The organism is Parahaliea aestuarii, assembly GCF_008064635.1.
GTDB classification, from domain to species: Bacteria; Pseudomonadota; Gammaproteobacteria; order Pseudomonadales; family Halieaceae; genus Parahaliea; species Parahaliea aestuarii.
Map to the genome: position 1 here is coordinate 337853 of NZ_VRYZ01000003.1, position 17842 is coordinate 355694.

Sequence of the window (17842 nt, forward strand, 5' to 3'; positions counted from 1 at the left end):
GGTACGCGGCAAGCGTCAGGGCGGATGTCAGCCTATTTGCCGCGCGCAGAACCGCTAATGATACGCCGCTGGTCACAGCGGTTAAACCGTGGACATCTCGCGCAAGCTGTGAACAAAGTTGCGAAAAAAGGCGCCGGCGTGGAGCCGGCGTGAAAAGAAAGGGCGTGGCCGGTCACTGCAGGACCGGCCGGGTGGCTTGCCTAGCGGCCGCCCAGGTCCACCTGCTGAATGACTGCACCGGTCAGGGGATAACCGAGTGCGGCGTTGTCCGGGTAGTGGCCGGCGGGTGAGCCGGTATCGATGCCGGTGTCGAAGGTCTCGTCGATGGAGAAAAAGGCCGGCTGGCTGGCGCGCACGCTGTCGCTGCCCTGGGCTTTGCCGTCCACCTTGAGGGTGAAGGTGCCGCCCTTGGCGTAGCCCGGCCCGTCGTAATCGAATTCCACCGCCAGCTGGTGGCTGCCGGCCGCCAGCGGCTGCTTGCCCTGCAGGCGGATCTGGCCGTACTCGAAGATGCGGTACTCGAAGACCGGGCGCCCGGCATTGTCGAGGTAGAGTGACCAGCCGGCGGTGGTGCCGCCCATGGTGGCGATGACACCGCGGCCGCCCTGGCTGTCGACATTCAGGTCAGCCACTACCGACCAGGAGCGGTTGTCAATGTTTGGCACCTGGTCCTCCGGTATGGCAAAGGTGCCGTTGGGATAGATCACACGCTCTTTGCCTTCGGCCAGGAAGGGCATGGGCGTGCGAACGTTGGCGGCGTTGCGCAGCGGCAGGATGCCGAGGTCGGCCGCCTCGGCCGTGAACAGTTTCTTCATTTCCGCGAGCTTTTCCGGATGCTCCGCGGACAGGTCGTGGGCCTGGCTGAAATCGTTCTCCAGGTTGTACAGCTCCCACCGGTCGTCATCGAAGTTGGATTTTCCGGAGGCCAGGCCGACCGTCCACGGAAGGCGGTCGTGACGGGCCGAGGCGATCCAGCCCTCGTGGTAGATGGCGCGGTTGCCGAACACCTCGAAGTACTGGGTGGGATGGAATTCCGGGGCGTCGGCGCTGGCGAAGCTTTCCAGCATGGAGCTGCCGTCCATGGGCAGCTGGCTGACACCGTTCACCTGCTCCGGCATCTCGATGCCGGCGGCGGCGAGGATGGTGGGAGCGATGTCGTTGACATGGGAGAACTGCTGGCGCAGGCCGCCCTTGTCTTTAATGCCCCTGGGCCAGGTGACCACCAGCGGGTTGCGGGTACCGCCCAGGTGGGAGGCCACCTGCTTCACCCACTGGAAGGGGGTGGTCAGGGCCCAGGCCCAGCCAGCGGGGTACTGGGGGTAGGATTCGGCGCTGCCGATGGTGTCGAGTTTGGCGATCTGCACCTCCACTGGCTCCTGCAGGCCCTGCAGGGCGCCCATATAGTTGATACTGCCGGGCGGTCCGCCCTCGGCGCTGCTGCCGTTGTCGCCCACCACGTAGAAGAACAGTGTGTTGTCGAACTGGCCGCTGGCCTTGAGATGGTCCACCAGTTTTGCCACCTGGGCATCGGTGTGGGCGAGGAAGGCGGCGTAGGTTTCCATCAGCCGGGCGGCGACTTTCTGCTGGTCGGGGCTGAGGCTGTCCCAGGCGGGAATCTGTTGCGGGCGCGGGGTGAGGTCGGTAGCGGCCGGAATAACCCCCAGTTCTTTCTGCCGGGCGATGATCTCTTCGCGCATGGCGTCCCAGCCCTGGTCAAAGCGGCCCTGGTAGCGGTCGATCCACTCTTGCGGCACCTGCAGTGGCGCGTGGGCCGCGCCGGTGGCGTAGTAGAGGAAGAAGGGCTTGTCCGGCGTCAGGCTGTGCTGCAATCCCATCCACTCGATGGCTTCGCGGCTCATGTCCTCGGTGAGGTGGTAGTTGTCCACATCCGGGCGCAGGATCGGGCGGGTGCCTTCGAACAGGGTGGGGTCGAACTGGTCGGTCTCGCCGCCCATGAAGCCGTAGAACTTCTCGAAGCCAACGCCCGTCGGCCAGTGGTCGAAGGGGCCCACGGGCGAGGTTTCCCAGGTGGGCGCCAGGTGCCACTTGCCGATGGCGGCGGTGCTGTAGCCCTGCTGGCGCAGCATCTCGGCGATGGTGGCGGTGTGGGGGTTGAGCAGCCCCTGGTAGCCGGGATAGCTGTTGGCCACATTCATCACCGTGCCGACGTTGGCGCGGTGGGACTCGCGGCCGGTGAGCAGGGAGGCGCGGGTTGGGGAGCAGATGGCGGTGGTGTGGAAGCGGTTGTAGCGCAGGCCCTCGGCGGCCAGTGCGTCCATGCCGGGGGTCTCTGCGGGGCCACCAAAGGTGCTGGCGGCGCCAAAGCCGACGTCATCCAGCAGGACGACAACCACGTTGGGGGCGCCTTCCGGCGCGCTGGTCTGTGCAATGCGTGGGGCGTCTTCCGCCCGGGCCAGGACTGACAGGGAGAGCGTCAGCGCGACACCCAGCAGGCGAACGGCGTGGAATCTCATAGTTATTGCCTCGCGGATTTTCGGGGGCTGTACAGTAACGCCTCCAGCCTGGGCGGGATACGCGAGGTGGGCCGCTTTCCATCAGGCAGCCTGCAGCGGTTTACAAAGGGGAACCGCCCTGCTGCATGCGTCTGCAACTACGGTTTATTAGTTTCAACGTGTCCGCTGGCGAGCACTTCCGAGACCAGCGCCAGCCGGTAGGGGCCGGACGCCAGCGAGGGCAATGCCTGCTGCAGAAAGGCGATGGTTTCGGGGTAGGGGTGGCCGATCGCTACTGCCGTGCCCCGTTCCCGTGCCAGGCGGGTGAAATGGGCGAAGCGCTCGGCGATGGCTTCCGGATTGCGCTGGTTGTCGAGGAACACCTGGCGCGAAAGGTGGGGCACCCGGGTCTCGCCAGCGACGGTTGCCGCCACGGTGCCCTTGTCGGTGCGGGAGTCGACAAAGTACAGCTGCCGGTCGGCCAGCTCCGCCATCAGCCACTCCATCTGCGGCCGCCGTCGGGTGAGATCGGAACCCATATGGTTATTGAGGCCGCGGGCGTGGGGCACGCTGGCGATGGCCGCTTGCAGCACGCTGTCGAAACGCTCTCGCGGCAGTTCCGGGGTGAGGCCGCCGCGGCCGAGAGGTTTGTGGGCAAGGTTGCTCATCGGCTGGTGCAACAGCACTTCCTTGCCACGGCGGTGGGCCAGTTCCGCCAGGGCCGGGCCGTGGGGGGTGTGTGGCAACACCGCGTAGTTCAGGCGCCCGGGCAGTTCCACGGCGGAGCGCCCGGCGCCGAGTTGGTTGCCGATGTCATCGATGATGATGACCAGGGTGTAGCGCGGTGGCTGCGATACAGCGGCGCCGTGGCCGCACTCATCGACCTGCCACCGGGCGGCGCTGGCCGGCAGGCCCAGAAAAAGGCTGCAAAAAAGGCCCAGTTGGAGTGCGCGGCGCAGCAGGTGTCAGGACTCGCTATCCGGCACTGGTGCCGGTTTTGGCTTCTGCCTCAGGCCCAGGATGTTGACGCCCTTGAGCAGGGTCAGTGCCTCGTAGAGCTGGTTGTCTGTGGCCAGCAGGTTGTTGACGCTGCGCTCGTGGGGCTGGGGGCGGTCACCGTTGGCGTTGTCCAGGTGACCGGAGAGATCGGCCTCGCTGATCTGCCGCGATGTATCGTAGGCGGTGACCCGGGCCCGCTCCACCTGGATGTCCGGTTCGATGCCGGCGGCCTGGATGGAACGGCCATTGGGGGTGAAGTACAGGGCGGTGGTGAGTTTCACCGCGCGCGATTCGGAAATGGGCAGTACGGTCTGTACCGAGCCCTTGCCGAAGCTGTTGGTGCCCATGATCACGGCGCGGCCGTGGTCCTGCAGGGCGCCGGCGACAATTTCCGAGGCGCTGGCGGAGCCGCCATTGATCAGCACCACCACCGGGATGCCATGGGCATCGTCCACGGGCTGGGCTTCGTAGCGCACGTCGGAGTTGGCCAGCCGGCCCTCGGTGTACACCACCAGGCCGCCGTCCATGAAAATGTCCGCCACATCCACGCTGGCGCGCAGTACGCCGCCGGGGTTGTTGCGCAGATCCAGAACCAGGCCTTTCAGGGCGCCGTCCTTCGCCAGCTTGGCCAGGGATTCGCTGACGTCCTCGCCGGTGTGGGTCTGGAACTGGGCGATGCGGATATAGCCGTAGCCCGGCTCCAGGATTCGCTCGCGCACGCTGGCCACCTTGATGGTGTCCCGTGTGAGGGTGACGTCGAAGGGTTCGGTCTCGCCGGGGCGGCCGATGGTGAGCAGGATGTCGCTGCCCTTGGGGCCGCGCATGTGATCGATGGCCTCGCCCAGGCTCATGCCCTTCACCGCCTGGTTGTCCAGTTTGAGGATGACGTCGCCGGTCTGCAGTCCCGCCTCGGCAGCGGGAGAGCCATCGATGGGGGCGATGATTTTGACGTAGCCGTCCTCCATGCCAACTTCCAGACCGAGGCCGCTGAATTCGCCGGAGGTGTTGGTCTGCAGATCTTCGAAGGCGTCCTTGGTGAGGTAGACCGAGTGCGGGTCAAGGCTCATCAACATGCCCTGGATGGCGTACTCGAGCAGAGTGGAGTCGTCGATTTCCTCGACATAGCCGACGCGAATCTGGTTGTAGACGTCGGCAAAGGTGCGCAGATCATCCAGTGGCAGCAGGGGCTCCTGGTCTACAGCCGCCGGCAGGGACAGGGGAAGGCTGAGCATGGCTGCGCCCAGCAGGGTTCGGGTGAAACGAGGAGTACGCATGATTACCGCCACTGGGCCCCGGGGCCGGTGCATTGGGAAAAACAGGTGCCTTCAGTGTAACTCAAAGCCCCGGCCGCGTGGCAGGGGCGCAGTGTGACTGCGGGCACGCCAGTGTGAAAGGCTGGTTCAGCCCGAACACCAGCCCGCCGGGTCCACCGGTTTGCCATTGTGGCGGATCTCGAAATACAGGGCCGGCCGTTCCAGGCCGCCGCTGTCGCCCACACCGCCGATGACGCTGCCGGCCTGGACCCATTCCCCCACTTCCCGTTGCAGGCTCTGGTTGTGGGCATACAGGCTCATGTAGCCGTCGCCGTGATCGACGATCAGCAGCAGGCCGGAACCGCGGAACCAGTCCGCGTAAACCACCCGGCCGTGATGGATTGCCCGCACCGGCGCACCGGCCGCGGCGGGAATGTTGACGCCCTGCCAGGTCATCTTGCCGTCGTTGCGGGCGCGACCGAAACGGTTGCTGGGCTTGCCTGCCACCGGCCAGGGCATCTTGCCGCGGGCTTTGCCGAAGGGCTGGGTGTTGTCCGGCAGGGCCAGATCGATCACCGCCTGCTGGATGGTTTGCAGCAGGGCCTCCAGTTCTTTCTGGTCTTTTTTCAACTGCGCCAGGGCGTCACCCTTGCTGCTGATGTCCGCGGCCAGCGCGTCGGCGGCCTCCTGGCGGGTACCTTTCTGCGCCTCCAGCTCTACCTGTTCATCGGCCAGGGTCTGCTGCCGGGCCTGTAGCTCGTCGCGCTCGGCCTCAATACTGTCGCGCACGCCGGCCAGCTCCGCCAGAGTGGCGCGGAAGGCCTCGATCTGCGCGTTGCGGGCGTCGAAGAAATAGCGGTAATAGGCCATGGCCCGGGCCAGGGTGTGGGGGTCCTCCTGGTTCAGCAGCACCTTGAGCTGATCCTGCCGGCCCATCTTCCAGGCGGTTTCCAGTTCCTCGGCGATGCGCTTCTGCTGCCGGGCCCGGCGCTGTTCCAGTTGCGTTTGCTGCTCCGCCAGGGCGGCCAGTTCGCGCTCGCTGGCGGTGATGTCCGCGCGGGTCGCGGCAATTTGCTTCTGCAATTCGCCGAGGGCGGTTTCCGCCTTGCGCAGTTCTGCCAGCAGTGTGTCGCGGCGGGTGCGGGCGCTGCTGAGCTCGCGGTCGAGCTGCTTGATCTCCTTTTGCAGGGTCTGCAGCCTGGCCTTGGTCTCGCCTTCGTCGCTCTGCGCAAGGCTCAAAGGCGCCGCCAGCAGCAGCGCCAGCAGCAGCGGTGCCGGGCGCGATCTCACTGCTTCAGGCGTTCGCGCGGCTGAGGTTGCGACCGGTCATTTCCTCCGGCTGGGGCAGGTCCATCAGGCCCAACAGGGTCGGGGCGATATCGGCGAGAATGCCACCGGCCGGGTCCAGGCTCAGGTCGCGCTTGCCGATGTAGACCAGCGGCACGTGTTCGGTGGTGTGCTGGGTATGCACCTGGCCGGAATCGTAGTCCTGCATCTGTTCACAGTTGCCGTGGTCGGCGGTGACCAGGGCCTGGCCGCCGTGTTCCAGCAGTGCCGCTTCCACTCGCCCCAGGCACTCGTCCAGCGCTTCCACCGCCTTGACCGCCGCCTCATAGACACCGGTGTGCCCGACCATGTCGCCGTTGGCGTAGTTGCAGACGATAAGGTCGTACTTGCCGGAGCCGATGGCCTCTACCAGCCGGTCGGTCAGCTCCGGGGCGCTCATTTCCGGCTTCAGGTCGTAGGTGGCCACATCGGGGGAGGGGATCATCACCCGCTCCTCGCCGGGAAATTCCTGTTCGCGGCCGCCGCTGAAGAAAAAAGTGACGTGGGCGTATTTCTCGGTCTCGGCGATACGCAGCTGGGTCATGTTGCGCTGGGCCAGGTAGTCGCCGAGGACATTGCTCAGGCTCTCCGGGGGAAAGGCGCAGGGGGCGTCGAGACTGGCGGCGTATTCGGTGGTGGTGACGAAGGCCGCCAGTTCAGGCACCGCGCCGCGATCAAAGCCGCTGAAGTCGGCATCGACAAAGGCGTGGCTGAGCTGGCGGGCGCGGTCAGCGCGGAAGTTCATGAACAGCACCGCGTCGCCGTCCTTGATGGCGGCATCGGAACCGCCGATCAGGGTGGGCTGTACGAATTCGTCGTTCTCGTCGCGGTGGTAGGCCGCGCCCAGCGCCTCGCCAGAGTTTTCCGCAGTGAAGGGGGCTTTGGCTTTTACCAACAGGTTCCAGGCGCTCTCGATACGGTCCCAGCGATTGTCGCGGTCCATGGCGTAGTAGCGACCCACAATGCTGGCCACCCGGCCGCAGCCGAGCTCGGAAAACAGGGCATCGGCTTTTTCCAGCGAAGCGGCGGCGCTGCGGGGCGGGGTGTCGCGACCGTCCAGGAAGGCGTGCAGGTAGACCTTGCTGGCACCGCGTTTGGCGGCCAGGCGAACCGCTGCGAAGATCTGCTCCTCGTGGCTGTGTACACCGCCGGGTGACAGCAACCCCAGCACATGGACCGCTCCGCCCTTGGCTACCGCCTTGTCGATGGCGTCGGTGTAGACCGGATTCTGGTCAAAGCTGCCGTCTTCGATGGCTTTGTCGATACGGGTGATGTTCTGGTAGATGACGCGTCCGGCGCCCAGGCTCATGTGGCCGACTTCGGAATTCCCCATTTGCCCGGCGGGCAGGCCCACATCCAGCCCGGAGCCGGAGATCAGGGTGTGGGGCTGTTCCCGCCACAGGCGGTCCCACACCGGGGTGCTGGCATTGGCGATGGCGTTGTCCCGGCTGTCCTCGCGGTAGCCGAAGCCGTCCAGCACAATCAGTACGGTGGGGTGCTTGCCTGTGTCGCTCATGGGGAATCCGCTAAAGTCTGGGGACGAAACCCCGGCATTTTACACGCTCTGGCGGCCAATCGCAGCGCCGGGGTGGCGGGAGAGCAAGCATCGTCGACCGGTTGCGGGCTGGAGCGTCGGTGGAGGTGGCCCGGGCTCCGGCGAGCGGCTATAATTGCCGCCTTTTTAAACAGCGGTAGCTGCCTCGGGTAGCCCGCCCCGGCCCTCGGCCGGTGACTATCCGGATTTCTATACGCTCCCATGGCACTATTCTTCGAATTTCTCACCCAGCAATGGATTCTGGTCGCCGCCCTGTTGGCCGCGGTCGGCATGCTGATTTTTCACGAATCGCGCAAGGCCGGCCCCTCCCTGAGTCCGCAGCAGGCCATCAACCTGGTGAATCGGGAAGGCGGGGTGTTCGTGGATTTGCGCGACGGCGCCGATTTCAAGCAGGGCCATATCACCGGCGCCCTGCACATACCCTCGGCCAAGCTGGACGATCGCAAGGGAGAACTTGAAAAATACCGCGCCGCCCCCATAGTGCTGGTATGCAAGATGGGTCAACAGGCCGGCGCCGCGGGCAAGAAGCTCAAGGCCAGCGGTTTCGACAAGGTCTACAAGATGACCGGCGGCATGATGGAGTGGGGCAACCTGCAGTTGCCCACCACCAAATAACAACGCGCCAGCAATGACAGCCAAAGTAACCATTTACACCACCCCCTACTGCCCCTTCTGTATCCGCGCCAAGCAGTTACTGGACGGCAAGCAGGTGAGCTACAAAGAGATCGGCGTCGATCGCGACCCGGACCTGCGCCGGGAAATGATGCAGCGCAGCGGCCGTCGCACCGTGCCGCAGATCTGGATCGGCGAGCGCCATGTGGGTGGTTTCGATGATCTGGCTGCCCTGGATCGCCAGGGCGACCTGAACGGCCTGCTCGGGCTGGCAAACTGACTTTTACATCACTAGTGGAGGAAGGCCCCATGGCCGACGAACAAGCAGTACCCGGGCAGGAAGCGCCCCAACAGCAGTTTTCCCTGCAGCGTATCTACACCAAGGATCTCTCCTTCGAGTCTCCTTCCAGCCCGGCCATCTTTCGCAAGCAGTGGCAGCCCAAGGTCAATGTCGACCTGAACACCAAGAGCGACAAGCTCGACGACAACGGCAACTACGAAGTCGTGCTGACCATCACCCTGACCGCCAAGGTGGAGGAGGAAACCGCTTTCCTGGTGGAAGTGCAGCAGGCGGGCATTTTCTTCATCACCGGTATCGAGGGCGAGAACCTGCGTCGCGTGCTGGGCACGGCCTGCCCCAACATCCTGTTCCCCTATGCCCGTGAGAACATCGACGCGGTCTGCATCAAGGGCGGTTTCCCCGCGGTGATGCTGGCGCCGGTGAACTTCGATGCGCTGTACCAGCAGGCGCTGGCGCAAGCGCAGGCCCAGGCTGGCGACGCTGCTCCCGCCGCGGCCGAGGGTGGCGAAGCCGCTACTCACTAAGCGGTCAAGTGACAGCGAAAACCCACTCTCGCGGAAGCGGGGGTGGGTTTTTTGTTTTACAGCGCTCACCCCAGCGCCGGAAACCCCAACTGCCGCAGGGCCTCGTACAGCACCAGCGCCGCTGTATTACTGAGATTCAGACTGCGACTGCCCTTGCGCATGGGTACGCGAAGGCGCTGCCCGGCGGGCAGGCTGTCGCGGATTGACGGCGGCAGGCCGCGGGTCTCCGGGCCGAACAGCAGCGCATCCGAGGGTTGGTAGATGACTTCGTGGTAGGGCGTACTGCCGTGCGTAGTCAGGCCCAGCAGGCGCGTGTCCGGGTGGGCGGCAATGAAGCTGTCCAGGTCCGGCCAGGTTTGTACTGCCGCAAACTCCCGGTAGTCCAGGCCGGCGCGGCGCAGTTTCTTATCGTCCAGGTCAAAACCCAGCGGCTCGATCAGGTGCAACTGGCTGCCGGTGTTGGCGCACAGGCGGATGATATTGCCGGTATTCGGTGGAATTTCCGGCTGGTAGAGCACAATGCTGGGGGCGGATGGCGGCATCGGCGCAGTCTAGCGGCGGCCGCAGTGCATCGCCAGCGGCGCCGTTACATATTCAGGTCCTTCATCTTGCGGGTCAGGGTATTGCGGCCCCAGCCCAGCAGTTCGGCGGCGTCGCGCTTGCGCCCCTGGGAGTGCTGCAGGGCGACCTCTATCATCACCCGCTCAAAGGTAGGTACCGCCTGGCGCAGGATGTGGTGTTTGCCCTGCACCAGCTCGTTGCGGGCCCACTTGTAGAGCAGCTCGCGCCAGTCGGTCTGGGTGCCGGTTTCCGCGGGGGCGGTGGTCTTGCCCAGTTCCGGGGGCAGGTCGCGCAGGTGAATCTCGCGCCCCGAGGCCATCACCGTGATCCAGCGGCAGGTATTTTCCAGCTGGCGCACGTTGCCCGGCCAGTCCAGGCCGATCAGGAACTGCTCGGTCTCCGGCAGCAGCACCTTGGGCTCGCCGCCCAGTTCCTCGGCGGCGCGCTGGAAGAAGAACTGCATCAGGCGCGGGATGTCCTCGCGCCTCTCGGCCAGCTTGGGGATATGGATGCGGATCACGTTGAGGCGGTGGAACAGATCCTCGCGGAAGTCGCCGCGCTGCACCAGTTCTTCCAGGTCCTGGTGGGTGGCGGCGATGATGCGCACATCCACTTTGACCGGTGTGTGACCGCCAACCCGGTAGAACTCGCCGTCCGCCAGCACCCGCAGCAGGCGGGTCTGGGTTTCCGCCGGCATGTCGCCGATTTCGTCGAGGAAAAGCGAGCCGCCGTTGGCCTGCTCGAAGCGGCCCTCGCGCTTGGCGTTGGCGCCGGTGAAGGCGCCTTTCTCGTGGCCGAACAGTTCCGACTCCATCAGGTCCTTGGGAATGGCGGCCATGTTCAAGGCGATAAAGGGGTTGGCAGCCCGCGGGCTGTGACGGTGCAGGGCGCGCGCCACCAGCTCCTTGCCGGTGCCGGACTCGCCGTTGATCAGTACGGTGATATTGCTGTGGGCGAGGCGGCCGATGGCGCGGAACACCTCCTGCATGGCCGGTGCTTCGCCGATGATCTCGGTCTGGGGCAGGGCTTCCGGTACGGGAATCTCCCCGCGCTTCTCCCGCGCCTGGGCCAGGGCGCGCTCGGTGATGGCTACCACTTCGTCAATGTCGAAGGGTTTGGGCAGGTATTCGAAGGCGCCGCGCTGGTAGGACTCCACCGCGGAGTCGAGGTCGGAGTGGGCGGTGGTGATGATCACCGGCAGTTCCGGGTAGTGTTCGTTGAGGTGGGACAGCAGAGCCAGGCCGTCGGTGCCGGGCATGCGGATGTCGCTGATGATCACGTCGGGCTGGTCGTCCCGCAGTTTCTGCAGCAGGCTGTCGGCGTCGCTGAAGCTTTCGTTATCGATGCCCGCCTGGTTGAGGGCGCGCTCCAGCACCCAGCGAATCGAGCTGTCGTCGTCGACCACCCAGACCCTAGCTTGTCCTGTCATTCTGTTATTCCATTGGTAGGTAAATGGTAAAGCGCGTACAGCCCGGCTCGCTCTGGCTCTCGAGCAGGCCGCCGTGGCGATTGATGATCGACTGGGCGATCGACAGGCCGAGGCCGGTGCCGTCGGCGCGGCCGGTCACCATGGGCACGAAAATCGACTGTTGTAGTTCCTCGGGGATGCCCGGGCCGTTGTCGGTGATGTCGATGCGGCACACCAGGCGGTGGCGCTGGGCGCCGATGGTAAATTGGCGCTGGGCGCGGGTGCGCAGGCAGATGCTGCAGTCGGCGGGCGAATCCGCCGCCTGCATGGCGTTGCGCATGATGTTCAGCACCACCTGGATCAGTTGCACCCGGTCGCCGGGAAGGTCCGGCAGGCTGGGGTCGTAGTCGCGGGTGATGGTGACCTCGCCGCCGCTTTCGGCGCTGATCAGGTTGCGCACGTGCTCGAGGATTTCGTGGATGTTGAGATCCGCCAGCTGCAATTGGTGGTGGGGGCCCAGCAGGCGGTCCACCAGGTCGCGCAGGCGATCGGCCTCGCGAATAATGACGCGGGTGTATTCAGCCAGGTCGTTGTCCGGCAGCTCTTTGGCCAGCAACTGGGCGGCGCCGCGCACGCCCCCCAGGGGATTCTTGATTTCGTGGGCCAGTCCGCGGATGACGGCGCGGGTGGTTTCCTGGGCCTGCTGCATGCCCTCTTCGCGGCTGATGCGCTGCAGACGATCCACGGGCTGCAGCTCCAGCAGGAGAGTGTCCACTTCCCCCGACAGCAGGATGGGGGTGGCGAAGAGGTCCAGGTGGATCGTCTGGCCGGTATGCAGTTGCAGGGCCATACCGCGGCGGGCCACCGGTGCGCGCGCCTCCAGCACATGGTTCAGGGTATCAATGAGCTCGTCTGGCTCGCTGCTCAACAGGGAGGCGTGTTGGCTCTCGATCCGGCCGGCGGAGGATTCCATCAGGGCCTGGGCTGCCGCGTTGATGGAAGTCACACGCAGCCCGGCATCCAGGGCGATAACTCCGGTGCTCAGATTGTCGAGAATGTCCTGTTGTTGTGCCATGCCTGCCCCATGATTGACCGCTCTGCTGCGGCATGCATCTTGGCGTAGCAAAAATAGAGCCAAAAAGAAGCACGCGGGTGCAGAAACTTTCAAAGTCCGGAAATCGCTGAAATTTCAGGCGTCTGCTGTTGTCTTTGCCTGATTTTTCGCGAACTTCCCAGATTCGCGGCAAAGCAGGGCGGTGCGGGCAGGACCTTTTTCGCCTACCTGTGCGCCAAAATGGTGCACTGTCTGCGCGCAGGTGTCCAGTCTGGGGCTTGCGCCGTCACGGGCTGCGCCGGGGCAGCATGGGACGCATCAGCTGGGAGTTGTTGCGGAGATTGCTGCGCAGGCCCTCAACGCCCTGCGGGGGCTTGGCCAGCGGTGGCCGGGGGTGGGGGCGATGTTGGTGGTGCGGTCGCCGCGGCGGGTCGAGGTAGACCGGGTAGGGGTAGCCGTAACCACCGGGGTAGGCGAGGTCGTCGTATTCGCTGGCCTGTTCGCTGGCTGCGAGGGCGGCCTGGCGTTCAGCCTGCTGGCGCAGCAACTCGGCGCGGTGCTGCTCCCGTTCGCGGCGGTCGGCCGCCATGCGGTCGGTGGTTTCACGCATGTGTTCCAGGTGCTGCTGGTAGTCGGAATCCGCGCCGGGTTCAGCAGTTTGGAACTCGAGGGTTTCGCCGCTGGTTCCGGCCGCTGGCGGGCTGTCGGAAAAGCTGACGACGCCATTTTCGTCCACTGTTTTGTAGACCGTGGCGGTGTCGGCCTGGGCGATCGCGGAGTACAGCGTGAATGCACCCAGAAGGTGGGCAACGTAGCATCTCATGCCCGCAAGTATAGTCCGTCCGGCACCGGCCGGCCCGTGGGAAAGTGACGTAGCGGAAAGAAAAAAGCCCGCGCGGGGCGGGCTTTCCGGGTGCGTGAAGCGCGGCGCTTACACGGAGTAGTACATGTCGAACTCGACCGGGTGAGTGGTCATGTCCAGGCGCTGTACGTCTTCCTGCTTCAGTTCGATGTAGCCGTCGATCATGTCGTCGGTGAATACGCCACCCTCGGTCAGGAAGCTGCGGTCTGCATCCAGGGCCTCCAGGGCCATGGTCAGGCTGGAGCACACGGTGGGGATCAGCTTGCCTTCTTCGGGCGGCAGGTCGTACAGATCCTTGTCGGCGGCGTCGCCGGGGTGGATCTTGTTCTTGATGCCGTCGATGCCCGCCATCAGCATGGCCGCGAAGGCCAGGTAGGGGTTGGCGGTGGGGTCGGGGAAGCGGACTTCCACGCGCTTGCCCTTGGGGCTCGGCTCGTAGGGAATACGGATGGAAGCGGAGCGGTTGCGGGCGGAGTAGGCCAGCATGACCGGGGCTTCGAAGCCGGGAACCAGGCGCTTGTAGGAGTTGGTGGACGCGTTGGTGAAGGCGTTCAGGGCGCGGGCGTGCTTGATGATACCGCCGATGTAGAACAGGGCAGCATCTGACAGGCCGGCATAGCCGTCACCGGCAAAGATGTTCTCGCCGTCCTTGGAGATGGACTGGTGAACGTGCATGCCGGAGCCGTTGTCGCCCACCAGCGGCTTGGGCATGAAGGTGGCGGTTTTGCCATAGGCATGGGCCACGTTGTGCACGCAGTACTTGAGGATCTGTACTTCGTCAGCCTTCTTGATCAGGGTGTTGAACTTGACGCCGATCTCACACTGGCCGGCGGTGCCCACTTCGTGGTGGTGCACTTCGATAGGCAGGCCCATCTGCGCCATGGCGGTACACATGGCGGCGCGGATGTCGTGCAGCGAGTCTACCGGGGGCACAGGGAAGTAGCCGCCTTTGACGCGCGGGCGGTGACCGATGTTGCCCTCGTCGAATGCCAGGTTGGAAGACCAGGCCGCTTCGTCGGAGCTGATTTTGTAGCCGGCGCCGCTGATGTCGGCGTACCACTTGATGTCGTCGAACACGAAGAACTCGGGCTCCGGGCCGAAGAAGGCGGTGTCGCCGATACCGGTGGTTTTCAGGTACTCCTCGGCGCGACGCGCCACGGAGCGCGGATCGCGCTCGTAGCCCTGCATGGTGGTGGGCTCGACGATGTCGCAGCGCAGGATGACGGTGGTGTCATCGGTGAAGGGGTCCAGGACGCAGGTGCTGTCGTCGGGCATGAGGATCATGTCGGACTCGTTGATGCCCTTCCAGCCGGAAATGGAGGAGCCATCGAACATCTTGCCTTCTTCGAACATGTCTTCGTCGACTTCGCTGGCAGGGATGGTGACGTGCTGCTCTTTGCCGCGGGTATCGGTGAAGCGCAGATCCACCCAGCTAGCTTCGCTTTCTGTGATCAGATTCAGAGTTTGCTCTGACATTGGTTTTCCTCCATGGGATTGTTTTCAAGCCGCTTGCGGCCGAATTGGTGCGTTGTTCCGGGCTGGGGAGCGGTCTCCCCTGGCGCCTTGTCCTGGCCCGGAGCCTCAAGACAACAGCTGCGCCGCAGGCATGCCGGCGGCAACTATTTGAAATTCAAAAAGTTTCTTCCGGGATAGTGGTGATACCAACGAGCGTCAGTGGGGCGACATGCCGGCCTGATCAGACGCAGTGTTATCGCCTCTGTGGGAAGCGTTGTCAAGTTCGGGGGAGCGCGGCTCCCGGGAACTTGACCTCGATAGACGGCCCGGCAGCGGCCGGGCCGGTTTGACACTACAGATTGTTAAAAGCCCGCTTCTTTGCAGGTTTTAATGATGGCGGCGGCCACCTTGTAGGGATCAGCATTCGAGGCGGGACGGCGGTCTTCCAGGCGACCCTTCCAGCCATCTTCAACGGTACCAACCGGGATGCGGATGGACGCGCCGCGGTCGGATACGCCGTAGCTGAACTCGTCGATGGACTGCGTTTCGTGGCGACCGGTCAGGCGCTGGTGGTTGTCGGCACCGTAAACGCTGATGTGGCGCTCGATGTTCTTGCCGAACTCCTCGCAGATCCGGGTGAAGATCTCTTCCTTGCCTTCGTCGCGCATTGCGCCATTGGAAAAGTTGGCGTGCATGCCGGAGCCGTTCCAGTCGGTGTCGCCGAGGGGCTTGGGGTGCCAGTTAATGGAGTAGCCGTATTTCTCGGCGGTGCGCTCGAGGAGGTAGCGGCCCAGCCAGATTTCGTCGCCGGCGCGGCGGGCGCCCTTGGCGAAGATCTGGAATTCCCACTGGCCGGCGGCGACTTCGGCGTTGATGCCTTCGACGTTCAGGCCGGCGGCCAGGCACAGGTCCAGGTGCTCTTCGATGATTTCACGGCAGTACGCATTCTTTGCGCCGACCGAGCAGTAGTAGGGACCCTGGGGGTCGGGGAAACCGCCGGCGGGGAAGCCCGGTGGGCGGTCGGTGGTGGCGTCCCACAGGAAGTATTCCTGCTCGAAACCGAACCAGTAATCTTCGTCATCGTCGCCTTCGATGATGGTTGCGCGACCGTTGGATACATGCGGGCTGCCGTCGGCGTTGAGAACCTCGGTCATCACCAGGTAGGCGTTCTGGCGATCGGGGTCGGGGATGATCATGACCGGTTTCAGCAGGCAGTCAGAGGCATTGCCCTCGGCCTGTTCGGTCGAGCTGCCATCGAAGCACCACATCGGGCACTCTTCCAGGGTACCGCCAAAATCCTTGCGGACCATTGTCTTGCTGCGCAGGCTCTGGGTTGGGGTGTAGCCGTCGAGCCAAATGTATTCCAGCTTGCTTTTCATCTTGCGAGTCTCTTGTGATAAGGGTTGATACTTGGAAGAACCTCATCCCGCCGGTTCATCTTTAGCAGTCTCTGGAAAAGCAAAAACCGTTCCAATATTGGCCTTGCTGCACCAGATAGAGGAATTGCCCCCGTTAACGCCCCGCAAATGGGCGGATTACAGGCGCAGCGGTCGGATACGGTGTGTTCGCTGGCGGGCAGCGCAGATTTTTATGCACCATAATTGTGCGCACATTTGTCTGGGCGATCCATTGTGGTGCATAGGGGCTTGTCAGGGAGCGTTGGCGTCGGCGATCACTACCGTAATATTGTCCCGCCCGCCGCCCTTGAGGGCGAGATCGACCAGGGACCTGCAGGCCTCCTCTGGCGACCCCTGTCCCAGCGCGGCGCAGATTGCCCCGGCTTCAACCGGGTTGTAGAGGCCGTCACTGCACAGCAGGTAGCGGTCGCCGCGCTGGACCGGCAGGCTGCGCATGTCCAGCCGCAGGTTCCTGTGCGTTCCGACCGCGCGGGTGAGCACGTGGGCGGAGTGGTGGCTCGCCGCCTCCTGTTCGCTCAGTTCACCGCGGGCGAGTTTCTCCTGCGCCAGACTGTGGTCCTGCGTCAGCAGTGCCAGTTGCCGGCCCCGCAGGCGGTAAATGCGGCTGTCTCCCGCCCACAGTAAAAAGCAGTAGTTGCCGTGAGCCAGCAGCGCTGCGACGGTGGTGCCGGGCCGGTGCCTGCGAAAAGCGGTGCGGCATTTTTCGTGGGCTACCTGCAGGCGGGCTTCGATGTCCTGGAGGTTGGCCAGCACTGACTTCTGGCGCGGGAATGCCCGCAGTTGCTCGACCACCGTGCTGCTGGCGTAATCGCCCCGGCTCTGCCCGCCCAGGCCATCGGCGACGACCCACAGGCGCTGTTCCTGGGAATCCAGGAAGGCGTCCTCGTTGACGGGGCGAACGCGCCCCACATCGGTATGGCTGGCGCTCAGCCACGCGAGGGCCGACTCCGCGGCGCTGCCGGAGCTGGCCTCGGCTTCGGTGCGGTCGGCAATCGCGGCGATCGCTTGCAGGTCAGTGTCTGACATCAGGGGCGTCTTGCTGTTTCAGTCATGGAGCCAGCCACTCTTGAGCACCCGGACCAGGGTATCTGCCGTGCCGGGCCTGGCTTCGGGGTCTTTTTGCAGGCATTGCATGGCGAGGTCGGCCAGCGCGTCCGGCACCGGGAATTTGCTGACGCTGCGTGGGTCTGGTGGCAGTTCGTTGCGAATCTGGTCCAGCAGCTTGTACACCACGTCGCCCTGAAAGGGCGTAGTGCCGGTCAGGGTTTCGTAGAGCAGGCAGCCGAGGCTGTAGATATCGGAACCGAAGGAAATCGCCGGGTCCCGGTTGATCTGCTCTGGCGACATGTACATGACTGTGCCCTGCAACTTGGCCTCGCCGGTCATGCCGGGATCGCCCGCGGCCTCCTCGTGGTCTTCGTCGTCGTCCCGGGTATCTGCCTTGTGCCACACTTTGGCCAGTCCCCAATCCATCAGCAGCACTTCCCCGTAGGGGCCGACCAGGATGTTGTCCGGCTTGACGTCGCGGTGCAGCACGCCCATGGAGTGCGCGTAGCCCAGCGCCTGGGCGACCTGTTCCAGTACTTCCATGAGCTGGGTCAGGTCATAGCGCTCCCGGTAGTTCAGGATTTCCCGCAGCGTGTAGCCGTGCACCAGCTTCATGGTGAAATAGTAGTTGCCCCGGTTGTCGCGCCCGAGTTCGTAGGTCGGGAGGGTATTCGGATGCTGCAGTGCGGCCGAGATTCGCGCCTCGCGCACCAGCCGCCGGTTCTCGATGGGGTCCCTGACGAATTCGGGGCGCAGGGTCTTGTAGCAGATGGTCCTGCGCAGGTGGAGGTCGCGGCAGGATTTAATCAGCGACTTGCCGCCCGTGGCGATGGTGGAAAAATAGGCGTAGCGGGTGTTGGGGTTGAGTGTTTCCGGCAGGGGCGCGTCCATCTCCTCCGCGTAGAGAGGGGTCTCAGCATGTACCTGTTGCTGAAATTCTGGCATGGCTCACTCCGTTGCGCGGTCTCTGTCCCCTGGGCCAGCGGGACGGGTTGGCCTGGCCCGAGGCTGCAG

Annotated in this window: 16 protein-coding genes; 3 read left to right on the forward strand and 13 right to left on the reverse strand. The window is 64.5% G+C overall.

Annotated features, from left to right (window positions below):
- Nucleotides 1-200: 200 nt before the first annotated feature.
- The 5 genes from FVW59_RS08805 to gpmI form a co-directional block, all read right to left on the reverse strand.
- Nucleotides 201-2474 carry an arylsulfatase gene (locus tag FVW59_RS08805; protein ID WP_148063877.1) on the reverse strand — a complete coding sequence of 758 codons (2274 nt, stop codon included), beginning with the start codon at nt 2472-2474 and terminating at the stop codon, nt 201-203.
- 137 nt (nt 2475-2611) lie between these two features.
- Nucleotides 2612-3415 (reverse strand): divergent polysaccharide deacetylase family protein, encoded by an 804-nt coding sequence (locus tag FVW59_RS08810; protein WP_148063878.1) that lies wholly within the window; start codon nt 3413-3415, stop codon nt 2612-2614.
- A gap of 3 nt (nt 3416-3418) precedes the next feature.
- Nucleotides 3419-4726: a S41 family peptidase gene (locus FVW59_RS08815; RefSeq protein WP_148063879.1), complete on the reverse strand. Its 1308-nt coding sequence runs from the start codon at nt 4724-4726 to the stop codon at nt 3419-3421.
- A 126-nt stretch (nt 4727-4852) separates the two neighbouring features.
- Nucleotides 4853-5995: a murein hydrolase activator EnvC family protein gene (locus tag FVW59_RS08820; protein WP_148063880.1), complete on the reverse strand. Its 1143-nt coding sequence runs from the start codon at nt 5993-5995 to the stop codon at nt 4853-4855.
- Nucleotides 5996-5999: 4 nt separating this feature from the next.
- Nucleotides 6000-7547 (reverse strand): 2,3-bisphosphoglycerate-independent phosphoglycerate mutase, encoded by a 1548-nt coding sequence (gpmI, locus tag FVW59_RS08825; protein WP_148063881.1) that lies wholly within the window; start codon nt 7545-7547, stop codon nt 6000-6002.
- Between the two features lie 240 nt (nt 7548-7787).
- Here gpmI and FVW59_RS08830 point away from each other — a divergent pair, with 240 nt between their 5' ends.
- From FVW59_RS08830 to secB, 3 genes are read left to right on the forward strand one after another with little or no spacing between them, the layout of a single operon-like run.
- Entirely contained in the window at nt 7788-8201 is a 414-nt protein-coding gene (locus FVW59_RS08830; protein ID WP_148063882.1) for a rhodanese-like domain-containing protein, read from the forward strand.
- Between the two features lie 13 nt (nt 8202-8214).
- A complete protein-coding gene (gene grxC / locus FVW59_RS08835; RefSeq protein WP_148063883.1) occupies nt 8215-8478 on the forward strand; it encodes a glutaredoxin 3 in 264 nt (87 codons plus the stop codon).
- 29 nt (nt 8479-8507) lie between these two features.
- Nucleotides 8508-9023: a protein-export chaperone SecB gene (gene secB, locus FVW59_RS08840; RefSeq protein ID WP_148063884.1), complete on the forward strand. Its 516-nt coding sequence runs from the start codon at nt 8508-8510 to the stop codon at nt 9021-9023.
- 65 nt (nt 9024-9088) lie between these two features.
- Here the strand turns inward: secB and FVW59_RS08845 are convergent, their stop codons facing one another.
- The 8 genes from FVW59_RS08845 to FVW59_RS08880 all read right to left on the reverse strand — a co-directional run bounded on the left by FVW59_RS08845 (nt 9089) and on the right by FVW59_RS08880 (nt 17773).
- Nucleotides 9089-9565 carry a tRNA (cytidine(34)-2'-O)-methyltransferase gene (locus tag FVW59_RS08845; RefSeq protein ID WP_148063885.1) on the reverse strand — a complete coding sequence of 159 codons (477 nt, stop codon included), beginning with the start codon at nt 9563-9565 and terminating at the stop codon, nt 9089-9091.
- A gap of 44 nt (nt 9566-9609) precedes the next feature.
- Nucleotides 9610-11013, reverse strand: a complete 1404-nt coding sequence (gene ntrC, locus FVW59_RS08850; RefSeq protein ID WP_148063886.1) for a nitrogen regulation protein NR(I) — start codon at nt 11011-11013, stop codon at nt 9610-9612.
- A 4-nt stretch (nt 11014-11017) separates the two neighbouring features.
- A complete protein-coding gene (gene glnL / locus FVW59_RS08855) occupies nt 11018-12067 on the reverse strand; it encodes a nitrogen regulation protein NR(II) (protein ID WP_148063887.1) in 1050 nt (349 codons plus the stop codon).
- A 265-nt stretch (nt 12068-12332) separates the two neighbouring features.
- On the reverse strand, nt 12333-12869 hold the full coding sequence (locus FVW59_RS08860) for a DUF4124 domain-containing protein (RefSeq protein ID WP_148063888.1): 537 nt from the start codon (nt 12867-12869) through the stop codon (nt 12333-12335).
- 108 nt (nt 12870-12977) lie between these two features.
- Nucleotides 12978-14384: a glutamate--ammonia ligase gene (gene glnA, locus FVW59_RS08865; protein WP_148063889.1), complete on the reverse strand. Its 1407-nt coding sequence runs from the start codon at nt 14382-14384 to the stop codon at nt 12978-12980.
- A gap of 341 nt (nt 14385-14725) precedes the next feature.
- On the reverse strand, nt 14726-15742 hold the full coding sequence (locus FVW59_RS08870) for a glutamine synthetase beta-grasp domain-containing protein (protein WP_148063890.1): 1017 nt from the start codon (nt 15740-15742) through the stop codon (nt 14726-14728).
- A gap of 270 nt (nt 15743-16012) precedes the next feature.
- Nucleotides 16013-16807: a PP2C family protein-serine/threonine phosphatase gene (locus FVW59_RS08875; protein ID WP_148063891.1), complete on the reverse strand. Its 795-nt coding sequence runs from the start codon at nt 16805-16807 to the stop codon at nt 16013-16015.
- Between the two features lie 18 nt (nt 16808-16825).
- Complete coding sequence (locus FVW59_RS08880) at nt 16826-17773, reverse strand: serine/threonine-protein kinase (RefSeq protein WP_148063892.1); 948 nt, start codon at nt 17771-17773, stop codon at nt 16826-16828.
- Nucleotides 17774-17842: the final 69 nt, after the last annotated feature.